We start from the raw sequence: 22,603 nt of genomic DNA, 5'->3' as shown, positions 1-22,603 counted from the left end.
CGTTAGTTATCCCAGTCTTGCAGGCAGGTTGCCTACGTGTTACTCACCCGTCCGCCGCTAACCCTTCCCGAAGGAAGAATCCGCTCGACTTGCATGTATTAGGCACGCCGCCAGCGTTCGTCCTGAGCCAGGATCAAACTCTCCATAATGGTAGAAATTTGACTTGCTCATAAAACGTTACTAGCTTGTTTTGCGAACCGAAGTTCGCTATACTTGCACGCTCGTTGTTCAGTTTTCAAGGAACAATCTCGTCGTTGTCGGCGATACATCCTCCGAAAGCGACCTGATCAATATACCACATTCGCCTATCTCATTGCAAGAACTATTTTGAAACATTCTCACTTGCCATCCAATGTTCTGGACAACCTTTCGAAGCGGCGAGAATTAATATATCAAATTTCCGAATCGGATGCAACTGGAATTTTAATACAAGCCATATTCCACTGCATCAAGGCATAAGAAAACGCCGATCCGAAGATCGGCGTTCGCATACTGCAACTTCCTTACGCTGCGCCTAACCATGCATATCGCGCTATGATCAGGATCGACAATACCCACATTAACCAATGAAGCGGTACTCGCTTGGCACCACTTATATTGTTAACAGCAGCAAGTAGAGTGTAAGACACAACCCCGATCGAAATCCCATTCGCAATGCTGAATGTGAAAGGCATCAAGACGATCGTCAAGAACGCTGGGAAAGCTTCGAAGAAGTTGCCCCACTCGATTTCTTTGATACTCGACATCATCAGCACGCCAACGATAATAAGCGCCGGAGCCGTAGCTGCAGATGGGATAACCAATGCCAATGGCGCAATGAACAGGGCCAACAAGAACATCACACCGGTCGTTACCGAAGTCAGACCAGTCCGTCCACCTGCCGCTACACCGCTCGCACTTTCTACATAAGAAGTAATCGTGCTCGTTCCGAGCAATGCGCCTGTGCTCACACCAGCAGCGTCTACCATCATCGCTTTACCGATCAATTTCTCGCCCTTAGCCTTGTCCTTCAATAACCCAGCTCGACTGGCCGTACCGACCAGTGTCCCGAACGTATCGAACAGTTCGACGAATGTGAACACCAGAATAATCTCAACGATGCCAACTCCGAATGCACCTGCAATATCCAACTTAAAGACGGCCAAGTTATCGAATGAAGGCAACCAGCTAGCACCGGAAAGACCTTTCAGACTCGTGACACCCATTGGAATCCCAATCAGTGTAGCGACGACGATCCCGATCAGGAGCGCTCCTCTAACCCTCAACATCATCAATATGCCGATGATAAAGAGAGAGATGATCGTCAACAGTGTATCCTTGTTATGTACGAAATCACCTAGAATAATGTTGAATTGATTCGAGTTCAATATAGCGCCAGTCGCTTTGTCAACGGCATTACCCGGATTAACGCTGACCATGAGTAAGTTACTTAATTTGAACCCGAGAATGGCGATGAACAGCCCGATCCCTACCGTAATCGCTACCTGCAAATTATGCGGAATAGCCGTCAACAGCATCTGGCGGACCTTCGTTATGGTAAGAATGATGAAGATAATCCCCGATAAGAATACAGCACCTAACGCGATTTGCCACGTGATGGTACCGCCCGAGCTAAGCACGACGGTCATGAAGTAGGCGTTCAACCCCATCCCCGGCGCCAAGGCGATCGGAATATTCACGAAGAATCCCATAGCTAGTGTTACGAGTCCAGCACCTACTGCGGTAGCAAAAAATACGGCTTCGTTCGGAATTCCAGCTCCACCCTCGCCTAGGAACAATGTGTTGACGAACAGGATGTAAGCCATCGTCATAAATGTGGTCAGACCGGCAATGATCTCGGTTCTGGCCGTAGTTCCGTGCTCCCTCAGTTTAAACAAGCGATCCATTTGACTTTTTCCTCCCATAATGAAATTGATTGGAAATAACAAAATCGTCTTTCGACGTGCCCCTGTTGCTTGACCGATTGGCTATTTGACGGAGAACGGAAGGTAAGATTGCTGCATACACGCAAAAAAGCCCGATCCATGATCCGTCTACTGCTTACCGATCAGGCGTCAGGCGAGAGAATGCAGTAGTAACCCCACAAAGTAACGTAGACCTTCGGAGCTATGTCCGATTACTTCGCGGGTACCCTGGGACTAAATAAGTACCTGCTAGGCAAGTACACTCTTCAGGGTAGGCATTCTCTTTTCGTAGCCAGATCATTAAGGTGACCTTGTAGAGACTCTCAAGCCGATTCTCGAGATTATACGAAATGGGTTTGTTATTATTCCCCCATATTCTACGCCTGAGTGTCGAAACTTGTCAATGACAATACCGAACGTTGTGAGCTATTATTCACAAATTTGTTCGGATGTATCCGCATACATACATTTATTATGAAAGAGTAAGGCGATCCATATTAATTACAAGAACAATTATGAGAAAAGTAGGAATTAATGCTTTTAAATGAGAATTATTATCATTTATAATAGGGGTGATATAGATGGAATCTGAAGGGAATGGAATTCCGTGAATATAAATGACCATATCATGCTGTGGAACTATGCTTATGCTTATATAAGGGTGATGGACGTGCGCCATACGATTATGGAGCCAGGAGAACAACTATGTTCGTATTGTTTGCCTTCCAGTGCTTTCCTATTCATCACACGCGGAAGTGCACAAGTGCATCTCGACGGAGCAGCAAGTTCTATGAGGCGATTTCATGTTCTGCATACGGGCAAAGGGTTGTATCTGGACATTGCAGTTGAAGAAATGTTCGAGTATTACATGATTTTGTACAAAGCCATTCTGCCATTGCCCGTTCAACAAGAGTTGAAGAGGATTATGGAAACCGACAATCCGTTTCAGGTTCGATACAGCTTCAGCCCCACTACCCAATCTCACTATATAGCGGCCTGGCTTGCGACCCGGTTGATCGTCTCGTTCGGTCATCACGCGTGCCTCCTTAGCGACATTTTTTCCGTATACTTCCATCATAATCGATGCGGGTGACTATCGCTACTTTAGTCGGTTGACGACAAAAAGACCTGATCGGGAGTACCGATCAGGTCTTTTTTGAAGCTGTGGCGATTATGCTTACTCCCACTCAATCGTTGCAGGAGGCTTGGACGTAATGTCATACACGATACGGTTCACATTCTCCACTTCGTTCACAATCCGGGTGGAAATACGCTCAAGCACGTCATATGGGATTCTTGCCCAGTCTGCCGTCATGCCGTCAATTGAGGTAACAGCACGCAATCCTACTGTGTAAGAATACGTACGGCCGTCACCCATAACACCGACACTCTTCATATTAGGAAGCGCGGTGAAATATTGCCAAATCTCACGTTGCAGACCGGCAGCAGCAATCTCTTGATGAAGAATCGCATCCGATTCCCGGACGATATGCAGCTTTTCCTCGGTTACTTCGCCCAGAACACGAATAGCAAGTCCTGGCCCCGGGAAAGGCTGACGCCAGACGATAGCCGCTGGCAGGCCGCACTCTTCGCCTACCTTACGGACTTCATCCTTGAACAGCGCCTTGAGCGGCTCAACCAGCTTGAACTTCATATCTTCTGGCAAGCCGCCGACATTATGGTGGGACTTGATCGTCTGTGCTGTTGCCGTACCGCTCTCAACAATGTCGGTGTACAGCGTACCTTGAGCAAGGAATTCGAAATCATCGAATTGACCCGACTCTTCTTCGAAGACGCGAATGAACTCGTTCCCGATAATTTTGCGCTTTTGCTCCGGATCGTCTACACCAGCCAGCTTGCTCAGGAAACGATCGCGCGCATCGATCTTGACGACCTTCATATCGAATTTGCCTACGAATGTTTCCATGACGCTGTCCGCTTCCCCTTTACGAAGAAGACCATGGTCGATGAACATGCAAGTCAACTGGTCGCCGATTGCTTTGTGCAGAAGGATAGCCACTACAGATGAATCGACGCCTCCGCTCAACGCGCATAGCACTTTGCTGCTGCCCACTTGATCACGAATATCGCGAATGGTGTCATCGATAAACGTGCCCATGCTCCAAGTGCCTTCACAGTTGCACACTTCGAAAAGGAAGTTGCGGATCAGCTCGTTGCCGTAAACAGAGTGACGCACTTCCGGGTGGAATTGCACACCGTAGAAATGTTTGTCAGGATGGCTCATGGCTGCAACAGGTGCATGCTCTGTGCTTGCATCCACGACGAATCCGCTTGGCAGACTGGACACATAGTCCCCATGACTCATCCAAACGGTTTGTTTGGTTTCAAGTCCTTTAATCAGCCTGCTGTCGGGTTGGAAGTCGACGTCAGCTTTGCCGTATTCCCTCTTGTTCGCTTTCTCCACTTTGCCGCTCAGTTGATGGGCCATCAGCTGCATGCCGTAACAAATCCCCAAGACTGGCAAGCCTAGCTCATAAATACCCGGATCGACCTTAGGTGAATTAGGCTCGTACACGCTGGAAGGGCCGCCTGAGAACACAATTCCCTTGGGTGCCAGCTCACGAATCCGTTCAACCGTTGTATTGTAAGGCAACAGTTCGCTGTATACACCCAAATCGCGAATTCTCCGCGCAATCAACTGGTTGTATTGTCCGCCGAAGTCAAGCACGACAATCATTTCATTCGGTTTATTCAAAGTAATCCTCCTTAAGCATTTGTGATGCCGATGCACTTCATTGCGAAGCTCCATAAGCTTAGCGTGTATATCCCCGCCGATCATTCGGGGCCCCCCGCAAAGTAATCGGAATAAGCAACAACGCTATTACTTCACTTTGTGGGGATAAGATAAGGATTATTATATAGAAAGCGGAGAAACAACGTCAAGGTGAGGCAGCTTCAAGGCATCTCCGCCTCTTATTAGCAGTCGGGAGGCAGGAATCGTCCACGGACATCGGGTGTCGGCAGCATGCACGATTCGCGCTTGCCGAACCAACGATAACGGTACCTTGCCACTAACCGGTACACAGGATCACGCAATGGCCGAGGAACTGCGATCAGGAAGGCGGTCAGCTTCGGCCACCCTTTCAGCTGCCGAGCGATGCGAAGCGCGGCAGTTGACTCCGTGTACACTCGACCGCTATCAAGCAGTACGATGGAATCCAGCCTGTGCGAATGCCATCCATGGTCCGCAAGCAGCTTGAGAGCCACCTCTGATTGCAGCGCGGCAAAATGAAAGTGGCCGTCCGGATCACGGCGGATGATGAATTGCACCGAGCTATTACAGAAATTGCACACCCCATCGAACAACACAACAGGGTGACGAGTCGAATATGGCACTGCAATCCCCTCCATGTCTACATTATGCCATATGTTATGTAGACTTGGAACGCGAGATTAGATTCCATAATTCCGCGAGTTGGGCTTTCCTTACCGTACTTCTACCTATAGTCGTATCTGCGTAGCGAGCGGATTCATACAGACTGGCAAATTGCAGTAGAGCTTCCCGCTGGACTTCGTCCGGAAGCTTGGTGACTGCGAAACTGACGTATTCTCGGACTGTCTGGTCCGGACGCTTATGGCCTAGTCTGCGATAAAGTCTGGTCCAGACGGCATCATACGCCTTCAATGAACGACCAGTAGGAGCCTGTCCATTAACCGCAGAGCGACTCCAATGTCGAATGAGCCACCATAGAGGCGGAAGCAGTAGAACAGCAGTAAGTGCGCTCAACCATCTCGCTGTCATGGACGACATGAATGACCACCAATGCGAACCGCTCCCTGCTGGGTTACTAGTGCTATTCAGGCTCGTAGAGGATGCGGCCACTGTAACCGGAATCGTCTCTCCCCCCTGGCGGTAATCCGGATTCCCGGCCGCTTGATCGGAATTCGAAAATCCAGGAGTTGGTTCGAACATAACCCAGCCTTGACCCGGGAAATAAGCTTCTACCCAAGAGTGAGCATCGCGATTGAGGACCGTGTATGAGATAAGCGTACTCGTTGGTGAAGAGTCCGCTGCGTTGGGTTGACCGGGAGCAAACCCTTTCACCCAGCGAGCTGGAATATCAAGCGTACGCAGCATGACGACCATAGCCGTCGAGAAGTGATTGCAATACCCGACCCGATCGTCAAACAAGAAATGATCGACGAAATCCTGATCCTCGCCAGGATATGTAGCTTTATCCATGCTGTACGCATAATGACTGCGTAAATAGGTCTCGATCGACAGGGCGCGACTGTAGTCGTTATCCGCCGCCGCGGATATCGTCTTAGCCAACTCGCGCACCCGGTCTGGCAAGGCGGCCGGCAACTGCAGGTCGCCGGCCATGGCGGCGCGCTCGGCCGCCGCAAGCGGGCGGCTTGCCGCGGCTTGCGCCAGGCTGAGCTTGCCGTCCGCAGGCACTTCGACCGCGAGCCGATAATAGGCGATGGGGTCGGAGGACTGCACGGCTGCTCGGCCGGTCGCCGAGTCGACGAGGATCTGATCTGCGTCGAGCCGCGTCCCTTGGCGCGTCACGAGCGACTGCACCTTGGCGATCGCCCCGCCGGCGAAGAGCTGCTTGCCCAGACTCGGATCGTCCAGCATGATTTCTTGCTGGATCGTGATCCGAGGTCTGGCTGATGCCGCAGATGGCAAGGCAGCCAGGTTCAGCGGCGTGCCGTTAGCGGCACCTGCGGCAGCGGTTATGTCCGTGGCGGCAGAGCCGGCGGGCGACGCGCCGAGCGGCGGCGTGACCGCAGCAGCTGACGACGCGTCGAGCGGTGGCGTGGCCGCAGCGGCAGAGCCGGCGGGCGACGCGCCGAGCGGCACGGTGTCAGCGCCTGGTGCCGTTGACGGCGATGACGCCGTCGTAGAGGCACCCGCTTCCGCGCTGCCCGGTGCGTCCACGGCCGCGAAGGAGCCGCCGGCCGCGGGCGGGCCGCTGATCCAGCCGCGGCCGGTGTACGTGCTGCGCGACTCGCCGCGCCAGTACGTCGGCTGCTCCGTACGGGCGGTGAACGCGACGCGATTGTCCGGGCTCAGCGGCCCGCCGAGGCGGGAGTCGTCATCGCCGTAGCCCGTCCATGCGGCCAATGCAGCCGTTGATCTTGGCGTTGCACCCGCTCCGCTCCCATCGGGAAACAGCCGTGCCCAAGCGCTCGCCAGCGGATTCCAGTCCAACGGTCGCGTCATCCGCGCTTCATCGTGCGACAGCCACAGACCAGTTCCAATCGCGACCGCCATAATAATCGCTACAGCAACTGGCCAACGCCCCAAACGCCATCCCCCATTGCGAATCCGCAACGCGAATTGACCTTCTACCCGGGACAACTGCCCTACCGTCATCAATAGCATGCCCGCGATGAATGCGCGAAATATGCCATCGGAAGTATCTATGCCTGCCCATAGCTGCATCCCGACCAAGTACAGGATCGTAGCCGCAATGAGCCACAGCGCCTGCTGACGTTCAACGACGGTCGTATACATCACAGACAAGAGCAAGGCCCAACCTAACAAGAACATCAACGTCCGGTTATGCGGACTAATATCTTCCATACTCGACTGAGCCGCGACAGCTATATCCTGAAGTGTGATCTGCAAGTAATCCACCGTCCATGAGAAGCCCAGCCAGTCCTTGCGGTAAAATAACATCCCAATAACAACCATACAAGCGATCAGCTTCACAAACCAGCCCAATACCGCCGGGAGCTTCACATAATCGATCAACATGAAAAAGGCAAACGTCAGCAAAAACGGCTTCAGCATGTGAATGTCGGTATAAGCCGACATGGCCGCGAGTGGCCGCAGCCATTCCATCAGCAGAACAAACAGCAATACGGCAGCCACCCCCTCGCGGACGTAAGCACGCGGCTGAGGTTGACGTCCAGTCGAATTTGAGGTCGACATACCGACCTTGCTTACCTGGGGATGTTGCGGCAATCTAGGTGATCTAGGCGATGCCATCGACTGAACCCCCTTCCACGAATGTGACAAGCGGACTTGACTTCGCTCCCGCTTCCGCTCGCGCCTGCACCTCACCGAAGCCGCAGCCGAGGTTCAGCAGCTCATGCTTCCAATCCCGGTGCGCCCAAGACAGCGCCGGCGCTGCATGGACGAGCAGCACCGTGCATGCTCGCCCCGCACCCATCAAGCGGCGCAACGCCAAGAGCAGCGCCCGATCTGCCTGCGGCGTGATGCAGACAAGCGTCTGCTGTGGCGAAAGCCGCAGCGCTGCCTCGCCCATGTAGTCCGCATACGACGCTCGACTATCCGGTCGCAGCCGGGCAAGCCATTCGTACGCCAGGCGGATTGCCTCGACAGAGGTGATCGTGACACCTACATCCCCGTTCACGCTAGACCGGAGCTGCGTCCAACTGCTCCCTCCTGCGAGTGACTGCCGAACCATACCAGCGGCCGCCCGAACAGCGGATTCAAATACAGCACGGCCCCCTAACCCCTCATAGGAGGAGGAGGAGGTGTCCACACATACCGTTATTCGCTTGGAGCTTACTGGCTCGAACGTCTTCGTCTTGAGCGATCCCGTCCGTGCGGTCAACTTCCAATGAATGCGCTGGAGAGGATCGCCTGCTTCGTAAGGGCGAACGCTTCGTAATACACCACTCTCTTGCCATAATACAGCTTGTCCTCCTGTCGAACCTTCATCATCGCTGCCAGATCGGAGCAACGCCTCTATGTTCATCGGTTTCGGATAGACGAGGAAGGAAGCTTGTCCAGCCTTGTTCCGTCTTGTTTGAGCAAGACCGAACAAGTCGCCGGTGTACAGCTCGACCCCTATGGAGCGATATTGACCTCTCGGCAAATCCCTTAATTCATACTGTAAAGTCATTTCCGAGCGAAACCACGGAAACAACAGCTGCCTAAACTCCACAATGTCTCCACCAGTGTGCTGCCACGTTTCACGTACCACAAGCCACATCACCGGCCAATAAGATCGATGCCGAATACGCAGTGTTACTCGAGTCGTCTCCCCTGCATACAAACGCGAAGCTTCGACGCGACTCTCGGCGTAGACGCCCCTTAACGGAAGCAATGCAGACCCAAGCGCTGCCATGAGCAGCACGGCCATGCCAACAAAAAGAAAGGCGGCCGATTGTCCACCCTTCCATATCCACAAAGCCAAGATGACGCCAAATAAAGCTAAAAACGCGGCAAAATCCCCCCACCTTCTCATAGCGTCCCTCCAGAAGCGGAGCGCATGGATGGAACCGATCCCGATGTTGAAATTCCATGCAACACAGCTTCTGCCGTTCGGCCCGCAATTCGCGCATCCAGCTTAAGGACGAGACGGTGCGCCCATGCCGGGACCAGAAGCGACTTAATGTCGTCGGGAATGACATACCCCCGTCCTGCCATGTAAGCTCGTGCTTGAGAAGCCCGCATTAAGGCTGCTACCGCACGGGGACTCGCTCCCCACTGCAGTTCCGGGTGATTACGGGTTGCCACGGCCAGCTTCACCAAATACACCTTCAATGAATCGTCCACGAACACAGTCCGCACCTGCTGCTGCATGACCATCAATTCGTCTGGCAGCAGAACAGGTATCGCACTCTCCAACGGATGGCGCAATTGCAGCCTACCCAATAAGTCGACCTCCTGCTGCTCGCCAGGGTATCCGATACGGATTTTGAGCAAAAACCGGTCCAACTGCGCTTCCGGCAACACGAAGGTCCCTTCCTGCTCGATCGGATTTTGCGTCGCTAATAACAGGAACGGCTCCGGCAATTGGCACTCGATGCCGTCTACCGTCACACGATGCTCCTCCATCGCTTCCAACAGCGCGGATTGCGTTCGGGGCGACGCTCGGTTAATCTCATCGACCAGCACTACATTTGCGAGCAGCGGACCAGGTCTGTACTCGAACTCTGTCGTCTTCGGATTGAAGATCGATACACCCGTCACATCAGACGGCAACAGGTCAGGCGTGCATTGAATGCGCTTGAAATCCGCACCAACGATACGCGCTAAAGTACGAACTAACATCGTCTTGCCTACGCCGGGCACATCTTCAATTAGCACGTGGCCGCCGCTCAGAAATGCCAATATAGCCAGCTCAATGCATTCTCTCTTACCTAGAATGACTTTCTCCGCTTGATAGATGATTCGCTCTATGAATTCATTCGGCCGATCAAACGGAAACCGCTCCTCTCTTGCATGCGGCATGGATGGAAACCCCCTCAGAAACTAACAATCTATGTTTCTAGTATCTCCATCTCCTGCTTTTTTAGACGCTTGCCATTCGTTTCGGCACACAGATTAATCCATAGCCTTTGGAGCTAATATCCACCGTTACTTCCCGTACCGAATCACCTAAGGAATAACCTAGTACCGGACTTCCGAGCAGCTCCACGACCTTCCGGAGCGGAACCATCACCACACCGTCGCGCATCGTTACATTCGCCAAATAAACGGCCTGCTTGGTTCGACCCGGCCCTGTTACGGATATCGAGTTCATCTTCACATCTACCTGCATATCATACATGCCGTAATTCACCGTCGCCGTCCTAGTCTCCCCTTCCCAAGTGACCAACGCCCCCATCCGTTCCGCTAACGAGCGCAAGGGAACATACAGCTTCTCCTGGCGGAATTCATAGCCCGGGGCCGTCATCTCCAGCGTGTTGGTACCTAACTGCAATCGCAACGGAGGAACGATCATCTGCTTCAACGCTGAAGTAGATTCTTCGATCGATAATTCGCTCTGCCGCATCAATTGCGCGACGGACTGCTCATCCCGGCTAGCCTGTAAGGCCGCGGAAGCAGAAGCCTCCGCATCCTGTGAGGAAGTGAGCTTACCCGCATCCATTACTATTTTAAGCCCCGCATTGTCCTGAGCCTTCGTTACCCACTTCTCATACTCCTCGCGTGTCAGGGACGCTGTTTTCTTCTGCTTATCGACAGCCGACTGAATGGGCCGAACTCCACTGGACAACGGTGCGAATCGATACCCTTTTTCCTTATAAAATCGGATGATCTCCGGAAGTGCACGAACCGTCTGGTCATGTCCGGAGCTATCATGCATGAGCACGATCATTTCATGCTTCAGCGGGGTCGACGTAACATTCCGCACGATTTCCGCATAGGGAACATTGGCACGCAACGCATCGCCACTATCGACGTTCCAGTCGAACACGGTATACCCGGCCTGGTCCAAGTAATAGAAGTAGAATGCATCGAAATGCGAGAAAGTACCTCCCGGAGCCCGAATCAGATTCGTATTCACCCCGGCCGCCTCTTGCAGCGTCTGATCCGTCTTCATGATCTGATCCCAGAACATACTGAACACGGGATATAAGTTGTTATATTGATGATTGTACGTGTGATTGCCGATACTGTGGCCTTCCTCCGCCATCCGTTTTATCGCATCCGGATACTGCTTCACATGCTCACCCAATACGAAAAAAGTAGCCAACACATTCTCTTCCCGCAATATATCGAGCACCTTGGGCGTCAGCTTGCCCGGCCCGTCGTCGAATGTCAAATAAACTGTAGGCTGCTCCGGCACCTCGTATACACGTTCCTGCGTGACCTTCACTCCAGCCTTCAAGCGATCATACACGTCGTCTCCTCCCGCAACTGGGCTTCCAGCAGCCCATACCGCGGATATTGGCAAAAAAGTGATTAACATGATGAAAGAAAACGCCGTACGTAGAAATCGCATAGAAAAACCCTCCATAAGTCTATCGATTTGGACTAGTGATAGAGTATATGAAGGGCAGAGCGAAATATGCCGGACGTATATATGAAGTTATGAGAGGTTGTCAGAGTTGTTGTTCCTTGCCTCCGTGTTTCGCTTGAGCCGCTTTGCGGTATGCGGTCGGACTGATGCCATACGCCGCCGTGAACTGCTTCGTGAAATAGAAGGGGCTTGTGAAGCCCACATCCTCGGCGACTTCCGCTATCGGCCTTGACGTATATTCCAGCTGCCTGGCTCCGTGACGCAGTCGAATGTGAAGCAGCATCTCTATGATGGAATGACCAGTCTCTTCTTTGAAAAGATGGGCCAGCCGCGAGGGCGACAAGCTGACTTTCTCGGCGAGCGATTGGATTGTATGTGGCTCCTGCATGCGTAATACGAGCAGACGCCTCACCTCCTCGACTCTCGGGTCTTGCCTGGCATTCGCCTGCTCCTTACCCGATTGATGGGCGAGCAGCAGCACAATTTCCTCCAGCGCCAAATAAGCCAGCCGTTCATGGAGCAAATCCCCGTGCAACTGGTCGTCGATGAGCCGCAGGAACGCCTGATGCATCCGATCAAATGTAACTTCCTGGTTGATCAGAATGTGGGACAAGCCCGGCAACGTCTCCGGTAACGTCAAATACGCCTGCCACTCCTCAGGCGGTACAAAGTGACACCATACAAAATCCCAATGTCCCTCTTCGGCGAACGTTTCATAATGATGCGGCGTGCCTGGTGTCAATATCATCACATCTCCACGTCTGCACAGCCGAACCTGCTCTCCGATCCGATAACTGCCGCAGCCGTCCAATGTAAATGTAATTAAATAATCGCGGGTTCCCGCAGGACGATTCGTCCGGTACCCGAGCGATTCGTTGAAGTGATCCGCCAACAGCACGCCGGGCGGCGGAGATACCGTCACAGCGGGAGCAGCTGGGACTACTGGTTCGATTGATTTGACAGCAGGATCGTTAAGGAATTCAGTCATTTTCTTCATTCCCTCCCATTCCCGCTCATTCTATACTAGAGGTATGAGTCGTGCAAGTCCCATCCCAATCTGGAGAGGATTGAACCTTAACGTGAACAAGTTACCCGCCACGATAACACCGGAGCAATTACAGCAGTTTGATACAGATGGTTATTTGATTGTAAGAGGCCTATTCTCCACACAGGAAGTCGAAGAGCTCAAACAGGAATTCACCACCCTTCATCAGAATGGTCCTGTCGAGCATCTGTTCTCCCCTGTTCCCGCAGACCAGGCTGGTGGCGATGTATTGAAGCAATATCCACGCTTCATGCATCCGCACCGAGTGAATGCCTTATCCCACCGCTATATGCTCGAACCGAAAGTTATGGATGTGCTGGAGGATCTATTCCAGGAGGAGGCGCTTGCAGCCCAGAGTATGTTCTATTACAAACCCCCTGGCGCACGAGGCCAGGCGCTGCATCAGGACAACTTCTATCTGCTGGTCGAGCCGGGAACATGTATTGCCGCATGGACTTCGGTCGACCCCTCGGATGAAGAGAACGGCGGCTTGTTCGTCGTGCCGAAGTCCAATCAAGGGGAAGTCCAATGTCCGCACGAAGCGGATGCTAGCGTGTCCTTTACTACGCATGAGGTGGTCGTTCCAGAAGGACTTGCGCCCGTTCCGGTCCGACTTGATGCGGGGGATGTGCTGTTCTTCAACGGGAACGTCATCCACGGTTCGTATCCGAACACTTCGTCGGATCGATTCCGCCGCTCCTTCATCTGCCACTACACCGGCATCTCAACCACGAAGATTAGCGGTTACTACACCCCGCTGTTTACGCGAGACATGCAGGAATTCGAGGTGGAGACGAATCCAAGTTCAGGACCGTGCGGCGTTGAATTTGCAGCAAGCAGCCCTCACTGAGTGAGGGCTGCTTTTTTATGTGGGCTACGGGGTCCGAGGTACAACTAGGCACCGTGTCGAGACAGCTACAACGCAGATTATCGAGTGAGACACAGCGTAAAGTAAGCCATATTGCCAATGCCTGCCACGTTTTTGCAAATAAGATAACTGAGTTCTTTTATTTGCAATCCATGCCATTTTTTTCTGAAATAGAAGAACTGAGTTCCTTTATTTCAGACAAAGCGGTCGGATAGCGGTAGCGTTTCGATTTCCCACTGCTAAGGCAGCTTGCGCGCCGCCTCCAACACCTTGTCAATGTGACCCTTGACGCGTAAGTTCCGCCATTCGGCAACGAGCTTGCCTTTGCGGTCAATCAGGAATGTGGAGCGCACGACACCCATATAATCGCGGCCGTACAACTTCTTCATTTTCCACACGTCATAAGCTTTGCAAGCTTTCAATTTCTCATCAGCGAGCAGGATGTAAGGCAGTTTATGGTTGCTGATAAACTTCTCATGTGAAGCGACAGAGTCGGGACTGATGCCAATGACGACTGTATCCGTCCCTTCGAATACTGCGTAGGCGTCCCGGAATTCACAAGCTTCGGTCGTGCATGTGGGCGTTTCATCCTGCGGGTAGAAAAACACAACGATTTTGCGTCCTTTGAAGTCACTTAACGACACTTCCTGTCCGTTCGACCCTGGCAGTTTGATCGCGGGAGCTTTTTTTCCAAGTTCGGGTTGCGGCATATGGGCTTCCCCTTTCTATTCAGCTATAATTGAAGAAAACGCTACACAAGGAGATCATTCTATGACGAAAGAGAAAGAAAGTAAGAAAAACCCCCTGATCCGTGAACAATCGGTTACTTACGATGATTATGCGAGTATGCCAGACGACGGGAATCGGTATGAGATTGACGACGGTGTGCTGGAGTTGATGAGTCCCGTCCCCACTCCCCGGCATCAGGTTATTGCAGTTGAAATGGCATATCTAATCAAAAACAGTTGCGATTCGGACTATATCGTCATCTTGTCCCCCATTGACCTAATCCTCTCCCCTAAGGAAGTGCGCCAGCCCGACTTGGTCATGGTTCATCGCAGCAGCGCTTCCATTATAACCAGAAGAGGGATCGAAGGCGTGCCGGATTTGATCGTTGAGATATTGTCCCCGCACTCGTTCAGAAGGGACAAGCAACGCAAACTTAAGGTGTACGCCAAGTACCTGATTCCCGAATACTGGATTGTTGACCCGGCGAATGAGGTGTTGGAGCGTTATTTGAACAAAAACGGTAAATATGAGCTGCAGGAACTGTTCATGAACGACGAACCTGTACGCTCCGACCGCCTGCCTTGTGTAACGCTCACCGTCGCTCAATTAATGAAGTCTGTAGAGCTGCTCCGAGAATAAGAATGCCCATCCCTGCCAGCTACGAGCCCGCCCCCCTATACTTACGCACACCATAGTTCCACAGCAGCAGCCCCATTGTTAGAAAAATAACGCCCATCACTGGGGTCAAGAACGCCATTCCGCCCCATTTGTCCCGGTCCAGAAAATAGGCCGCCGGATAAAACCCAACAAACGCAAAGGGCAGCAGGAACGTAAGCATAAACTTGATCAGCTTGTTATAAATATTAATCGGGTACCGCCCGTAGTTCTGAATGTTCCACATTAAGGGCAGCACTCCTGTAGGCGCGTCCGAGAAAAAGGACAGCGATGTTATCCCTACGTACACCCCGCCATAGATCATGATCGCCCCCATTGTAAACAACACGAAAACGAAAGGATCCGACCACGTCCAGCTCATCTCCATCTGAGCACCCGTGTACCCCATAATGAATAGGCCCACCAGACTGCCGAACAGCGAAGCCGGGTCGAGATTTTCCAGCATCAGCTGCATCAGATTGTGCGCCGGCCTGGTTAACACACGGTCCATCTCCCCTTTGCCAATATACCGTTCGGAGAAGTTCCACAGGTTGAAGAAGCAGCCGAACACCCCATAGGGCACCATGAAGTAGCCGTAGATAAAGACAACCTGTTCCTGCGACCAGCCCCCAAGCAGCGGCGTATGCATGAACACGACCAGAATAAACAGCAGGTTCATCCCTTGAAACAGCAGATCCGATGCGATCTCGATCCAGAAGTCGGACCGGTACGTCAGCCGACGCTTAATATAGTTGGAGAAATATTCCCCGAATAAGGATGCATAGAACATAGTCGGCTACCCTCCCTGTACGAACAATCGGCTGCGGGCGCTTCGCCACATGAACCAGATCGGTAAGATGAGGATGGTGAACCAGATGAGCTGCAGCCCGAACGCCTGGTAGACTGCACTCCCGGTTACTTTCCCCGTGAAGACGGAGCCTGGCAAATAAGTGATCGCCTGGAATGGAAGCACACTGGTCAAGCTTTCCAACCAGCCTGGGAAGAAGGACAGCGGGATGATTAGACCAGAGAACAGATCGACCGCTACCCGCTTCATTCGCATGAGCCCCTCGTTATTTTCCACGAAGAAGGCGAACAGGCCAGTCAGGATGTTAATCTGTGAATTGATCAGGAAGCTAAAGAATAACATGCACAAGAACAGCAGCCAGACTGAGGGATCGGTCGGCAGCCGGACCGGGAACAGAATCGTCGCGATGATCATGCCCGGCACCATGAACAGTAGAAGCCGGAACAACCCTTCGCCGAAGCCCTGCATCATCTTCACGAACAAGTAATTGTAAGGACGGATGAATTGCACAGCTACGCTGCCGTCACGAATCTCGCTGGCAATTTCCCGATCTAAGTTGTTGAAGTAAAATGCTCGCGCCATCCAGGAAACCGCTACATACGTCGTCATCTGCGTCACCGTCATTCCGCCCAGCGTCTCGCTTGCCCCATAGATCGCTTTCCACAGAAAGTAATAGGCGCCAATATTAATGGCATAAATAATAATACCGCTGTAGTAGTTGACCCGATAGGCTAACATCATGAGAAATCGGATTCGGATTAGATCCACGTAAGCGCTAAGCATGTACCTTGTCTCCTTCTGGAGCCGGAGTGGTGACTGCTGGGGTAGCTGCTGTCGGCGATTGTGCTGATCCGGTCTTGTAGATCTCCCTTACGATATCGTCTGTGTTCGGCTCATGGATCTGAATGTCGCGGATATCCACCGAACTCACGACACGCGCCAACACCTCGGACACGTTCGCTTTGTCCAGCGGTAGCCATGCGGTTGCCGTATAGTCATTGTCCTTGCTCCATCTCGCATCCAGGCCACGGGTAAGCTCAGCGAATCGCTCGACCGGAACCGCTTCGTTCAAATGCAGGACGATCTCCTTGCCCTTGCCCCACTGTGCCTTCAACTGCTCCAAGCCGCCGTCATAAATAATACGACCATCATCCAACATGATGACTCGTGAACACAGGGCTTCAATATCTTGCAGATCGTGTGTGGTGAGCAATATCGTCGTTTCGTACCTTCGGTTCATCGATTTCAGAAACTCGCGTATCTCAGTCTTCACCACAATGTCCAACCCGATCGTAGGCTCGTCCAGAAAGACGATGCTCGGATTATGGATCAATGACGCTGCGAGCTCGCAGCGCATCCGCTGGCCCAGACTGAGCTTGCGCACAGGTCGATTGAGCAACTCCTGAAGCTGCAGGCGTTCGACAAGCTCATCCAGCCGGACTTTGTACTCCGCTGCGGAAACCCGGTACACTTTGCGCAGCAACTGGAACGATTCGACGACGCCGATGTCCCACCATAACTGACTGCGTTGTCCGAAGACGACACCAATGCCTTGTACGAATTTCTCCCGTTCCTTGAATGGGACGTAGCCGTTCACCTCGATGAGGCCGGAAGTCGGCACGAGAATGCCTGTCAGCATCTTGATCGTTGTCGATTTGCCGGCGCCATTCTCCCCAATGTATCCGCATATTTCCCCTTTCGGGATCGTAAAGCTAATATCTTTCACAGCGGTAATCTCCGTGTACTCCCTGCGGAACAAGTCCCGTAGCGCGCCCTTCAGCCCGCCTCGGCTCTTGGACACTTGAAACTGTTTGCGCAGACGTTCTACTCGAATGGCTGGCTGCATATTGGAATCCCTCCTTCTTTTCCACAATCTGTGTTGCCATGAATCGACATAAGTTGCAGGACGCTTTTCGAAAACTATATAATGAATTTATAATCCTTGTCCGACAAAAGGAACCATCATTCGCAGCTTTTCCCCTCGCTTTTCCAAGTCAACACCTACTAATGTTACACGATCGCACAGCAAAGGAAAAGTCAGACCGATAGCAAAGGAGAGGGTTTCCGATGTGGAGAAAAATCCGGTGGGTCGTCTTGGCGTTCACTGTGGTCCTTGTTGGTGTATTCGGCTATTATGGTTATCATTTGTATCAGTTCAGCAACCATATTCAGAAAAAAGGCGAAGACTCGATATTCAGTCAATTTTATCCGCAAAATACGTCTGTCGAACAACCCGCACCACCTAAATGGGAGGGCAAAGATCGGGTTAATATTATGTTGCTGGGCGGCGATTCCAGGGGCCTCAGTAAAAACGAGGTGCCTCGTTCCGACTCCAATATGGTCATCTCCGTCGATCCTGTAACGAAGAAAGCCCACTTGTTCTCGATCCTGCGGGACACCTATGTGCGTATACCGGGATATGGCTCTGATCGGATTAATACCGCGATTACTTTGGGTGGACCTCAGCTTGCTATGCAAACTGCCGGTGATCTGCTTGGTCTGAAGATTCAATATTATGTGTATACCGATTTCCAAGGGTTCATGGCGCTAGTCGATGCTCTAGGTGGAATTGATCTGGAAGTCGAGAAGGATATGAAGTATCGGGATTCCGAAGAGCCAGAGTTCGACATTGATCTCAAAAAAGGGATGCAGCACATGAACGGCAAAACCGCGCTGCAGTACGTTCGCTTCCGACATGATGCGACGTCAGACTTCACCCGTACCGAACGGCAGCGCAAATTCATGACCGTCGTGGCGGACAAAATGCAAAGTACTTCCTCGATCTTCAAGCTGCCCAGCATCTTGAGCAGCATCGATCCCTATATCGAGACGAACATGGGCATATCCGACATGCTGAAGCTTGGCTCACTCGGGTTCGAGGTAAAGGCGACAGGTGTCAAGGGTATTCAAGTCCCACCTATGGATCTGCTGGAGGAAGATAATATCGGCGGCGCCTCGGTGTTGACAGTCAACCGGGATAAGCTGCAGAAGTTCGTCAAGGAGGAGTTCAGCGGGCTGCACGATCCAGATGCGGAGGATAGCGACACCGATTCGAGTGGATCGAGGACGAGCGGCAGCGGGACAGGCAGCTCGAGTTCGAGCGGGACCGGCAGTACGGGCAGCCGAGGCAACAACGTGTTAAGCGACGAGGGAGACTATGCCGTGAAGCCGATTGGCAATAGCTCGAGCAGCAGCTCGGGCGGTAGGGTGACGAACGGCGGCTCGAGCGCAGGGAGCAAGGCGACCGCTACGCCTAAGCCGACGCCCAAACCTACGCCGAAGCCAACGATCACGCCTAAGCCTAGCTCGGCGAGCGGCGGGACGACGGATGGCGATGGTGGCGACGCTGAGTCGTCCGCCACGCCGGCGTTGACGCCGCCGCCGGGCACGGGCGGCGGGGCGACGGGTGGCGCGGGCGCGACAGCCAAGCCGGGCGCGACTCCGAAGCCAGGCGCGAACAGCCCGAGCCCTAGCGGCGGCGGGGCGACGGGTAGCGGCACTGGAACGGGCGTCAGCGACGGGGCGAGCTCGGGCGGCGGATCTGCCACTCCCACCCCCGGCAAAACACCCAACCCTTCAGGCAGCACAATCCCGGCTCCTATGACTAACAGCCAACCTGGCAGCCTGTTTACGCCCATACCCATACCAAGTACATAGTAAACACTTCAAGGCACCTGATAAGACTATAGCGTGGTAAATACCACGCTATAGTCTTATCAGGTGCCTTGTTTTTAATCTGTATATCTGGAACAGAATTAGCGGAAAAAAAATCCACAATTGTACGAAAAGGCGATTCATCAGCTAATTAGTGGAATATTTTTCCGTTAATTTAAAGTTATCCGCAAATCCATGAAGGGATTAGGAGAATAACGGAATTATCTTCCACTATCCTGCTAAAAGATCGATCCATTTCAGAAATAGTGGAAAGTAATTCCACTATTTCTCTTGAGCCCGTCTTTCTATTTGCTATCAATCGTACAGCGCGGGACCTATCGCAGAAGGCCCCACAAGCCGGAAAAATATCTTAACGGATCACGCCGATCAACGCCAAGCGGCAGTTCGTTCCCGTGCAGCCCTCGCGATTGCCATGTACGAGCTCCAGTTCAAATCGATGGGTTCCGTAAGCAAGATCATCGGCAATGTAGAACATGTGATACCAGCTGTTGTCACCCAGCCAAACCGGTCGATCCCTTACCGACGTACTCCACTCCCCGTCATCCAACCTGTACCAAAATTCGCAAGATGTCTTCCCGAAGTCGGTCCCAAGCGTTAACCCTCTGCCTTCAAACGAGAATGACAACCGTGCAATGTGACAGACTCACTTGCCTGAACACCCATAGTCATATTGTCTTCCCAATCTTCATGTCTTTACCACGAAATATCAATGGTTCCGCTGATTTGTGCCAATTGAATGCGATTGCCTTTTATTTTACTAGATAAATCAAGATATGTTTCGCCGTTCTTCACTTCGACAATCCCCGCTTTCAAAGGCTCCAAGGGCGGGTAAATGTTCACGTCTGCATCGCGAAGATTAGAGACCGTAATGTTCCGAATTGCACGTTTTTTGGGTGTCGGGAACGGCTGATTTTCCCGGGACGAAACACGGGACGCCTCCTTTTGCTTCACAAAAACCCGGCATTCGTCATGAAAGGTCCGATCGAGCGCGTAAGTTGCCGCTCCTTCCCCGATCAGCGTTGTCTGTCCTATAATCACCGGAGCCCCATCGGGAAATCGCAGCTGGAGCGTTACCGAAGTGTCCTGCTTGCAGCCGGTAAAAAAGAACCCGTTGTCATGTCTAGCGACAAACAGCAGCGCCTGGTTTGCGCTTTCCTCATGCTTCGTTTGGAACAGCTCGTAACCGAATTCGGTCAGCAGATAGCGGACGATGAGGGAAGAATCCATGAAATCTTGCTTCTGCCGAATTGGCAGGTGCGTCACTCCTGCAGATTGGAAAGGAAGCGACCCGCGAACCCAACCGATCTTACCGCCGTTCCACTCGGATAAAGATCGGCTTAACGCGAATGTGCGCTCTTGATCGTTCTGCCTCACCGTAGTGTGTACATGTGTAAAAGGATCGTCCGTATGGCGAACAACTTCGCATAACGCCCCGCTTGACAGCTGAGATTCATGACGAAGCAGGAGGGCCCCCTTGTTCTCTGGAGCAGCATTCGTGATCGTATCTTCAGGCAATGACATATGGACGGTGAAGTCCCCATCAAGGCCTTGTACTTTCCGAAGATTCAACAGCTCCAGCACAATCGGATCTTCGACTGCACCATACAGCAGCACCTTGCCGCCATGACGTACATACTCAGCAATCCGCTGCGCTTGATCTCCTTTTAACCAGAAGGCAGAGGTAAACAAGATCGTATCCTGAAGCTTAGCAATAGCATGGTCAGACATTGCCAAGAAGTCATCTGTACTCAGAACCGTATTGAGCGGGAGGCCTTGATTAATCGCATTGCGCACAAACCAATCATTGAAGAATGCATCCGTAGAATGCTCGGTCGTTTCAGCCATAGCCGTATGCAGCTCACGGAACGGATATACCCACGTCAGAAGCCCTGGCTGGTCAGGCGCATCTTTGAAAGCTTTTTTGATGTGGGGGATAATCTCCATCGAGCAATCTTCATTAAGTTCACCTTTTTCCGTATCGATGGTCAGGATTTCTACGATACGCGGATTTTCCAGTTCTCCCTCCGCATTAACGCGAGCAGCGGAAAGCGGACAATAGATGTCATGCGGCTCACGGTCGTACAGATCCCACCACGGATTTTGCCAGAACCAGGGGTCATTGGCATAAAAACGGTACGGATATGTCTCTCCTGGGAGCACGGCAATCCGTGACATATAGCCGGTCATCTCCAAACCGAAATCATAGTTAAGGGCTCCCCATGGTGAATTAGGCGGTGGAAATTCCAAATACTTGTTGTCATAAAGATCAAGCATGGGAATACAATCCTTGGCCAAATCCATCCCAGTTCCAAAGTTCGTCCCGCGTATTTCCGTCCGGTAATTCGGACATTCCCGCTTGAATAAATCCCAGAACGACAGTATCTTTGTGGATAACTCTCGATAATCGGCCAGTGGAAGCTGCGTACCGTTATAGTTGGCGCCTAGATAGGTCCATGGAAAATAGGAGAGGGCAAAACCGTTGGAAAACCAAATATAGTCAAATCCAAGTGTCGGTAAAAAACTCGCGCATTGTCTGCCCAGATATTCTCCGAACGGTGTACCGTCGGGAATTCCGTCCGGATAAGCGGCATAAGAAGTCGTGTCCGATGTCAGCTTCGACCAACTGCATACAACCGTATAGTCCGCTTTTAGGGAAATATATTGCCCCCCTAATTCTGCGCGATTGATTTCCGGGTGGAGCTTATATTTGAAAACCGAATAGGCAAATTCCGGTCCTGCGTCAAAGGTGGCTCCAACCTCCATGCGGATGCCGAAACGCTCGGCTGCAATCTTTTTAAAGGAAGCGATAATGAACTGTAAATCACCGTAAGTAATTCTGGCCGGTTCACTAATGTAAGGCTGAGCAATTCGAGGATCTGTGTAGTCCTTAATGTGGTTGAAATACGTCTCATTGGCAAATCCGATGTAGCGGGCCCACTCAATCTCCCTCTGCAAATCACCGTCCCAGACTAATATCTCGCTTCCGTCCGCAATCCACAGCAGCATCGAACAGCTGTCCGCCATGCCGATTAGTGGAAGCCATTGCCTAATCACTTCCGCACATACGATTTCAATGGCCGCAGGTTCCATGCTTCTAAATGGCTTTAGACTCATTTCTAATGTGACCCTTTGCAGGGAACGTTTGGATTCTTGAAGTTTCATCGTATCTTCTCCTTCTTTCTTCTCACATTATACAATTTCCAACTCGATGCCGAGCACCATCGCTCC

General features: G+C 52.2%; 17 protein-coding genes, 1 rRNA gene, 1 pseudogene and 1 riboswitch. Of the genes and pseudogenes, 4 read left to right on the top strand and 15 right to left on the bottom strand.

Going from position 1 to position 22,603, the window contains the following annotated elements; genetic code table 11:
• Together AC1DWB_RS05775 and AC1DWB_RS05770 are read right to left on the bottom strand one after the other, a co-directional pair.
• A 16S ribosomal RNA gene (locus AC1DWB_RS05775) occupies positions 1–149 on the bottom strand; the annotation flags it as partial.
• Positions 150–503: 354 nt separating this feature from the next.
• Positions 504–1,886: an NCS2 family permease gene (locus AC1DWB_RS05770; RefSeq protein ID WP_477540082.1), complete on the bottom strand. Its 1,383-nt coding sequence runs from the start codon at positions 1,884–1,886 to the stop codon at positions 504–506.
• Between the two features lie 287 nt (positions 1,887–2,173).
• Positions 2,174–2,273: riboswitch (purine riboswitch) on the bottom strand.
• Between the two features lie 238 nt (positions 2,274–2,511).
• Between AC1DWB_RS05770 and AC1DWB_RS05765 the strand changes: the two genes are divergently transcribed.
• Complete coding sequence (locus AC1DWB_RS05765) at positions 2,512–2,997, top strand: hypothetical protein (RefSeq protein WP_477540081.1); 486 nt, start codon at positions 2,512–2,514, stop codon at positions 2,995–2,997.
• An 84-nt stretch (positions 2,998–3,081) separates the two neighbouring features.
• On the opposite strand, the gene guaA is transcribed toward AC1DWB_RS05765, so the two are convergent.
• The 7 genes from guaA to AC1DWB_RS05730 form a co-directional block, all read right to left on the bottom strand.
• Positions 3,082–4,620, bottom strand: coding sequence for a glutamine-hydrolyzing GMP synthase (guaA, locus tag AC1DWB_RS05760; protein WP_477540080.1), 1,539 nt, complete (start codon positions 4,618–4,620; stop codon positions 3,082–3,084).
• Between the two features lie 221 nt (positions 4,621–4,841).
• Positions 4,842–5,276: a thiol-disulfide oxidoreductase DCC family protein gene (locus AC1DWB_RS05755; protein ID WP_477540079.1), complete on the bottom strand. Its 435-nt coding sequence runs from the start codon at positions 5,274–5,276 to the stop codon at positions 4,842–4,844.
• 19 nt (positions 5,277–5,295) lie between these two features.
• Positions 5,296–7,866, bottom strand: a complete 2,571-nt coding sequence (locus AC1DWB_RS05750; protein WP_477540078.1) for a DUF4129 domain-containing transglutaminase family protein — start codon at positions 7,864–7,866, stop codon at positions 5,296–5,298.
• Entirely contained in the window at positions 7,853–9,094 is a 1,242-nt protein-coding gene (locus tag AC1DWB_RS05745; protein WP_477540077.1) for a DUF58 domain-containing protein, read from the bottom strand. Before AC1DWB_RS05745 ends, AC1DWB_RS05750 begins: the two co-directional genes overlap by 14 nt.
• A complete protein-coding gene (locus AC1DWB_RS05740) occupies positions 9,091–10,083 on the bottom strand; it encodes an AAA family ATPase (RefSeq protein ID WP_477540076.1) in 993 nt (330 codons plus the stop codon). Before AC1DWB_RS05740 ends, AC1DWB_RS05745 begins: the two co-directional genes overlap by 4 nt.
• A 61-nt stretch (positions 10,084–10,144) precedes the next feature.
• Entirely contained in the window at positions 10,145–11,578 is a 1,434-nt protein-coding gene (locus AC1DWB_RS05735) for a polysaccharide deacetylase (RefSeq protein ID WP_477540075.1), read from the bottom strand.
• A 100-nt stretch (positions 11,579–11,678) separates the two neighbouring features.
• Positions 11,679–12,584, bottom strand: a complete 906-nt coding sequence (locus AC1DWB_RS05730) for a helix-turn-helix domain-containing protein (RefSeq protein ID WP_477540074.1) — start codon at positions 12,582–12,584, stop codon at positions 11,679–11,681.
• 91 nt (positions 12,585–12,675) lie between these two features.
• Between AC1DWB_RS05730 and AC1DWB_RS05725 the strand changes: the two genes are divergently transcribed.
• Positions 12,676–13,491: a phytanoyl-CoA dioxygenase family protein gene (locus AC1DWB_RS05725; RefSeq protein ID WP_477540073.1), complete on the top strand. Its 816-nt coding sequence runs from the start codon at positions 12,676–12,678 to the stop codon at positions 13,489–13,491.
• 257 nt (positions 13,492–13,748) lie between these two features.
• On the opposite strand, the gene AC1DWB_RS05720 is transcribed toward AC1DWB_RS05725, so the two are convergent.
• Entirely contained in the window at positions 13,749–14,219 is a 471-nt protein-coding gene (locus tag AC1DWB_RS05720) for a peroxiredoxin (protein ID WP_477540072.1), read from the bottom strand.
• A gap of 61 nt (positions 14,220–14,280) precedes the next feature.
• Between AC1DWB_RS05720 and AC1DWB_RS05715 the strand changes: the two genes are divergently transcribed.
• Positions 14,281–14,877: a Uma2 family endonuclease gene (locus AC1DWB_RS05715; RefSeq protein ID WP_477540071.1), complete on the top strand. Its 597-nt coding sequence runs from the start codon at positions 14,281–14,283 to the stop codon at positions 14,875–14,877.
• A gap of 19 nt (positions 14,878–14,896) precedes the next feature.
• Here the strand turns inward: AC1DWB_RS05715 and AC1DWB_RS05710 are convergent, their stop codons facing one another.
• Genes AC1DWB_RS05710 through AC1DWB_RS05700 form a run of 3 tightly spaced genes read right to left on the bottom strand, consistent with a single transcriptional unit; the run spans position 14,897 to position 17,546 of the window.
• A complete protein-coding gene (locus AC1DWB_RS05710; RefSeq protein WP_477540070.1) occupies positions 14,897–15,682 on the bottom strand; it encodes an ABC transporter permease in 786 nt (261 codons plus the stop codon).
• A 6-nt stretch (positions 15,683–15,688) separates the two neighbouring features.
• Positions 15,689–16,483: an ABC transporter permease gene (locus tag AC1DWB_RS05705; RefSeq protein ID WP_477540069.1), complete on the bottom strand. Its 795-nt coding sequence runs from the start codon at positions 16,481–16,483 to the stop codon at positions 15,689–15,691.
• Positions 16,476–17,546, bottom strand: coding sequence for an ABC transporter ATP-binding protein (locus AC1DWB_RS05700; protein ID WP_477540068.1), 1,071 nt, complete (start codon positions 17,544–17,546; stop codon positions 16,476–16,478). The genes AC1DWB_RS05705 and AC1DWB_RS05700 overlap by 8 nt, the downstream gene beginning before the upstream one ends.
• Positions 17,547–17,767: 221 nt before the next feature.
• Between AC1DWB_RS05700 and AC1DWB_RS05695 the strand changes: the two are divergent.
• Positions 17,768–18,841 (top strand): annotated as a pseudogene (locus AC1DWB_RS05695) (LCP family protein); the annotation flags it as partial.
• 883 nt (positions 18,842–19,724) lie between these two features.
• On the opposite strand, the gene AC1DWB_RS05690 reads toward AC1DWB_RS05695, so the two are convergent.
• Both AC1DWB_RS05690 and AC1DWB_RS05685 read right to left on the bottom strand, forming a co-directional pair.
• Complete coding sequence (locus AC1DWB_RS05690; protein WP_477540067.1) at positions 19,725–20,000, bottom strand: hypothetical protein; 276 nt, start codon at positions 19,998–20,000, stop codon at positions 19,725–19,727.
• A 68-nt stretch (positions 20,001–20,068) separates the two neighbouring features.
• Complete coding sequence (locus AC1DWB_RS05685; protein ID WP_477540066.1) at positions 20,069–22,537, bottom strand: hypothetical protein; 2,469 nt, start codon at positions 22,535–22,537, stop codon at positions 20,069–20,071.
• Positions 22,538–22,603 lie beyond the last annotated feature (66 nt).

The organism is Paenibacillus sp. P4_E11 (assembly GCF_056401635.1).
Note: the sequence above shows the minus strand (reverse complement) of the source record. Positions and strands in the feature narration are given on the sequence as shown.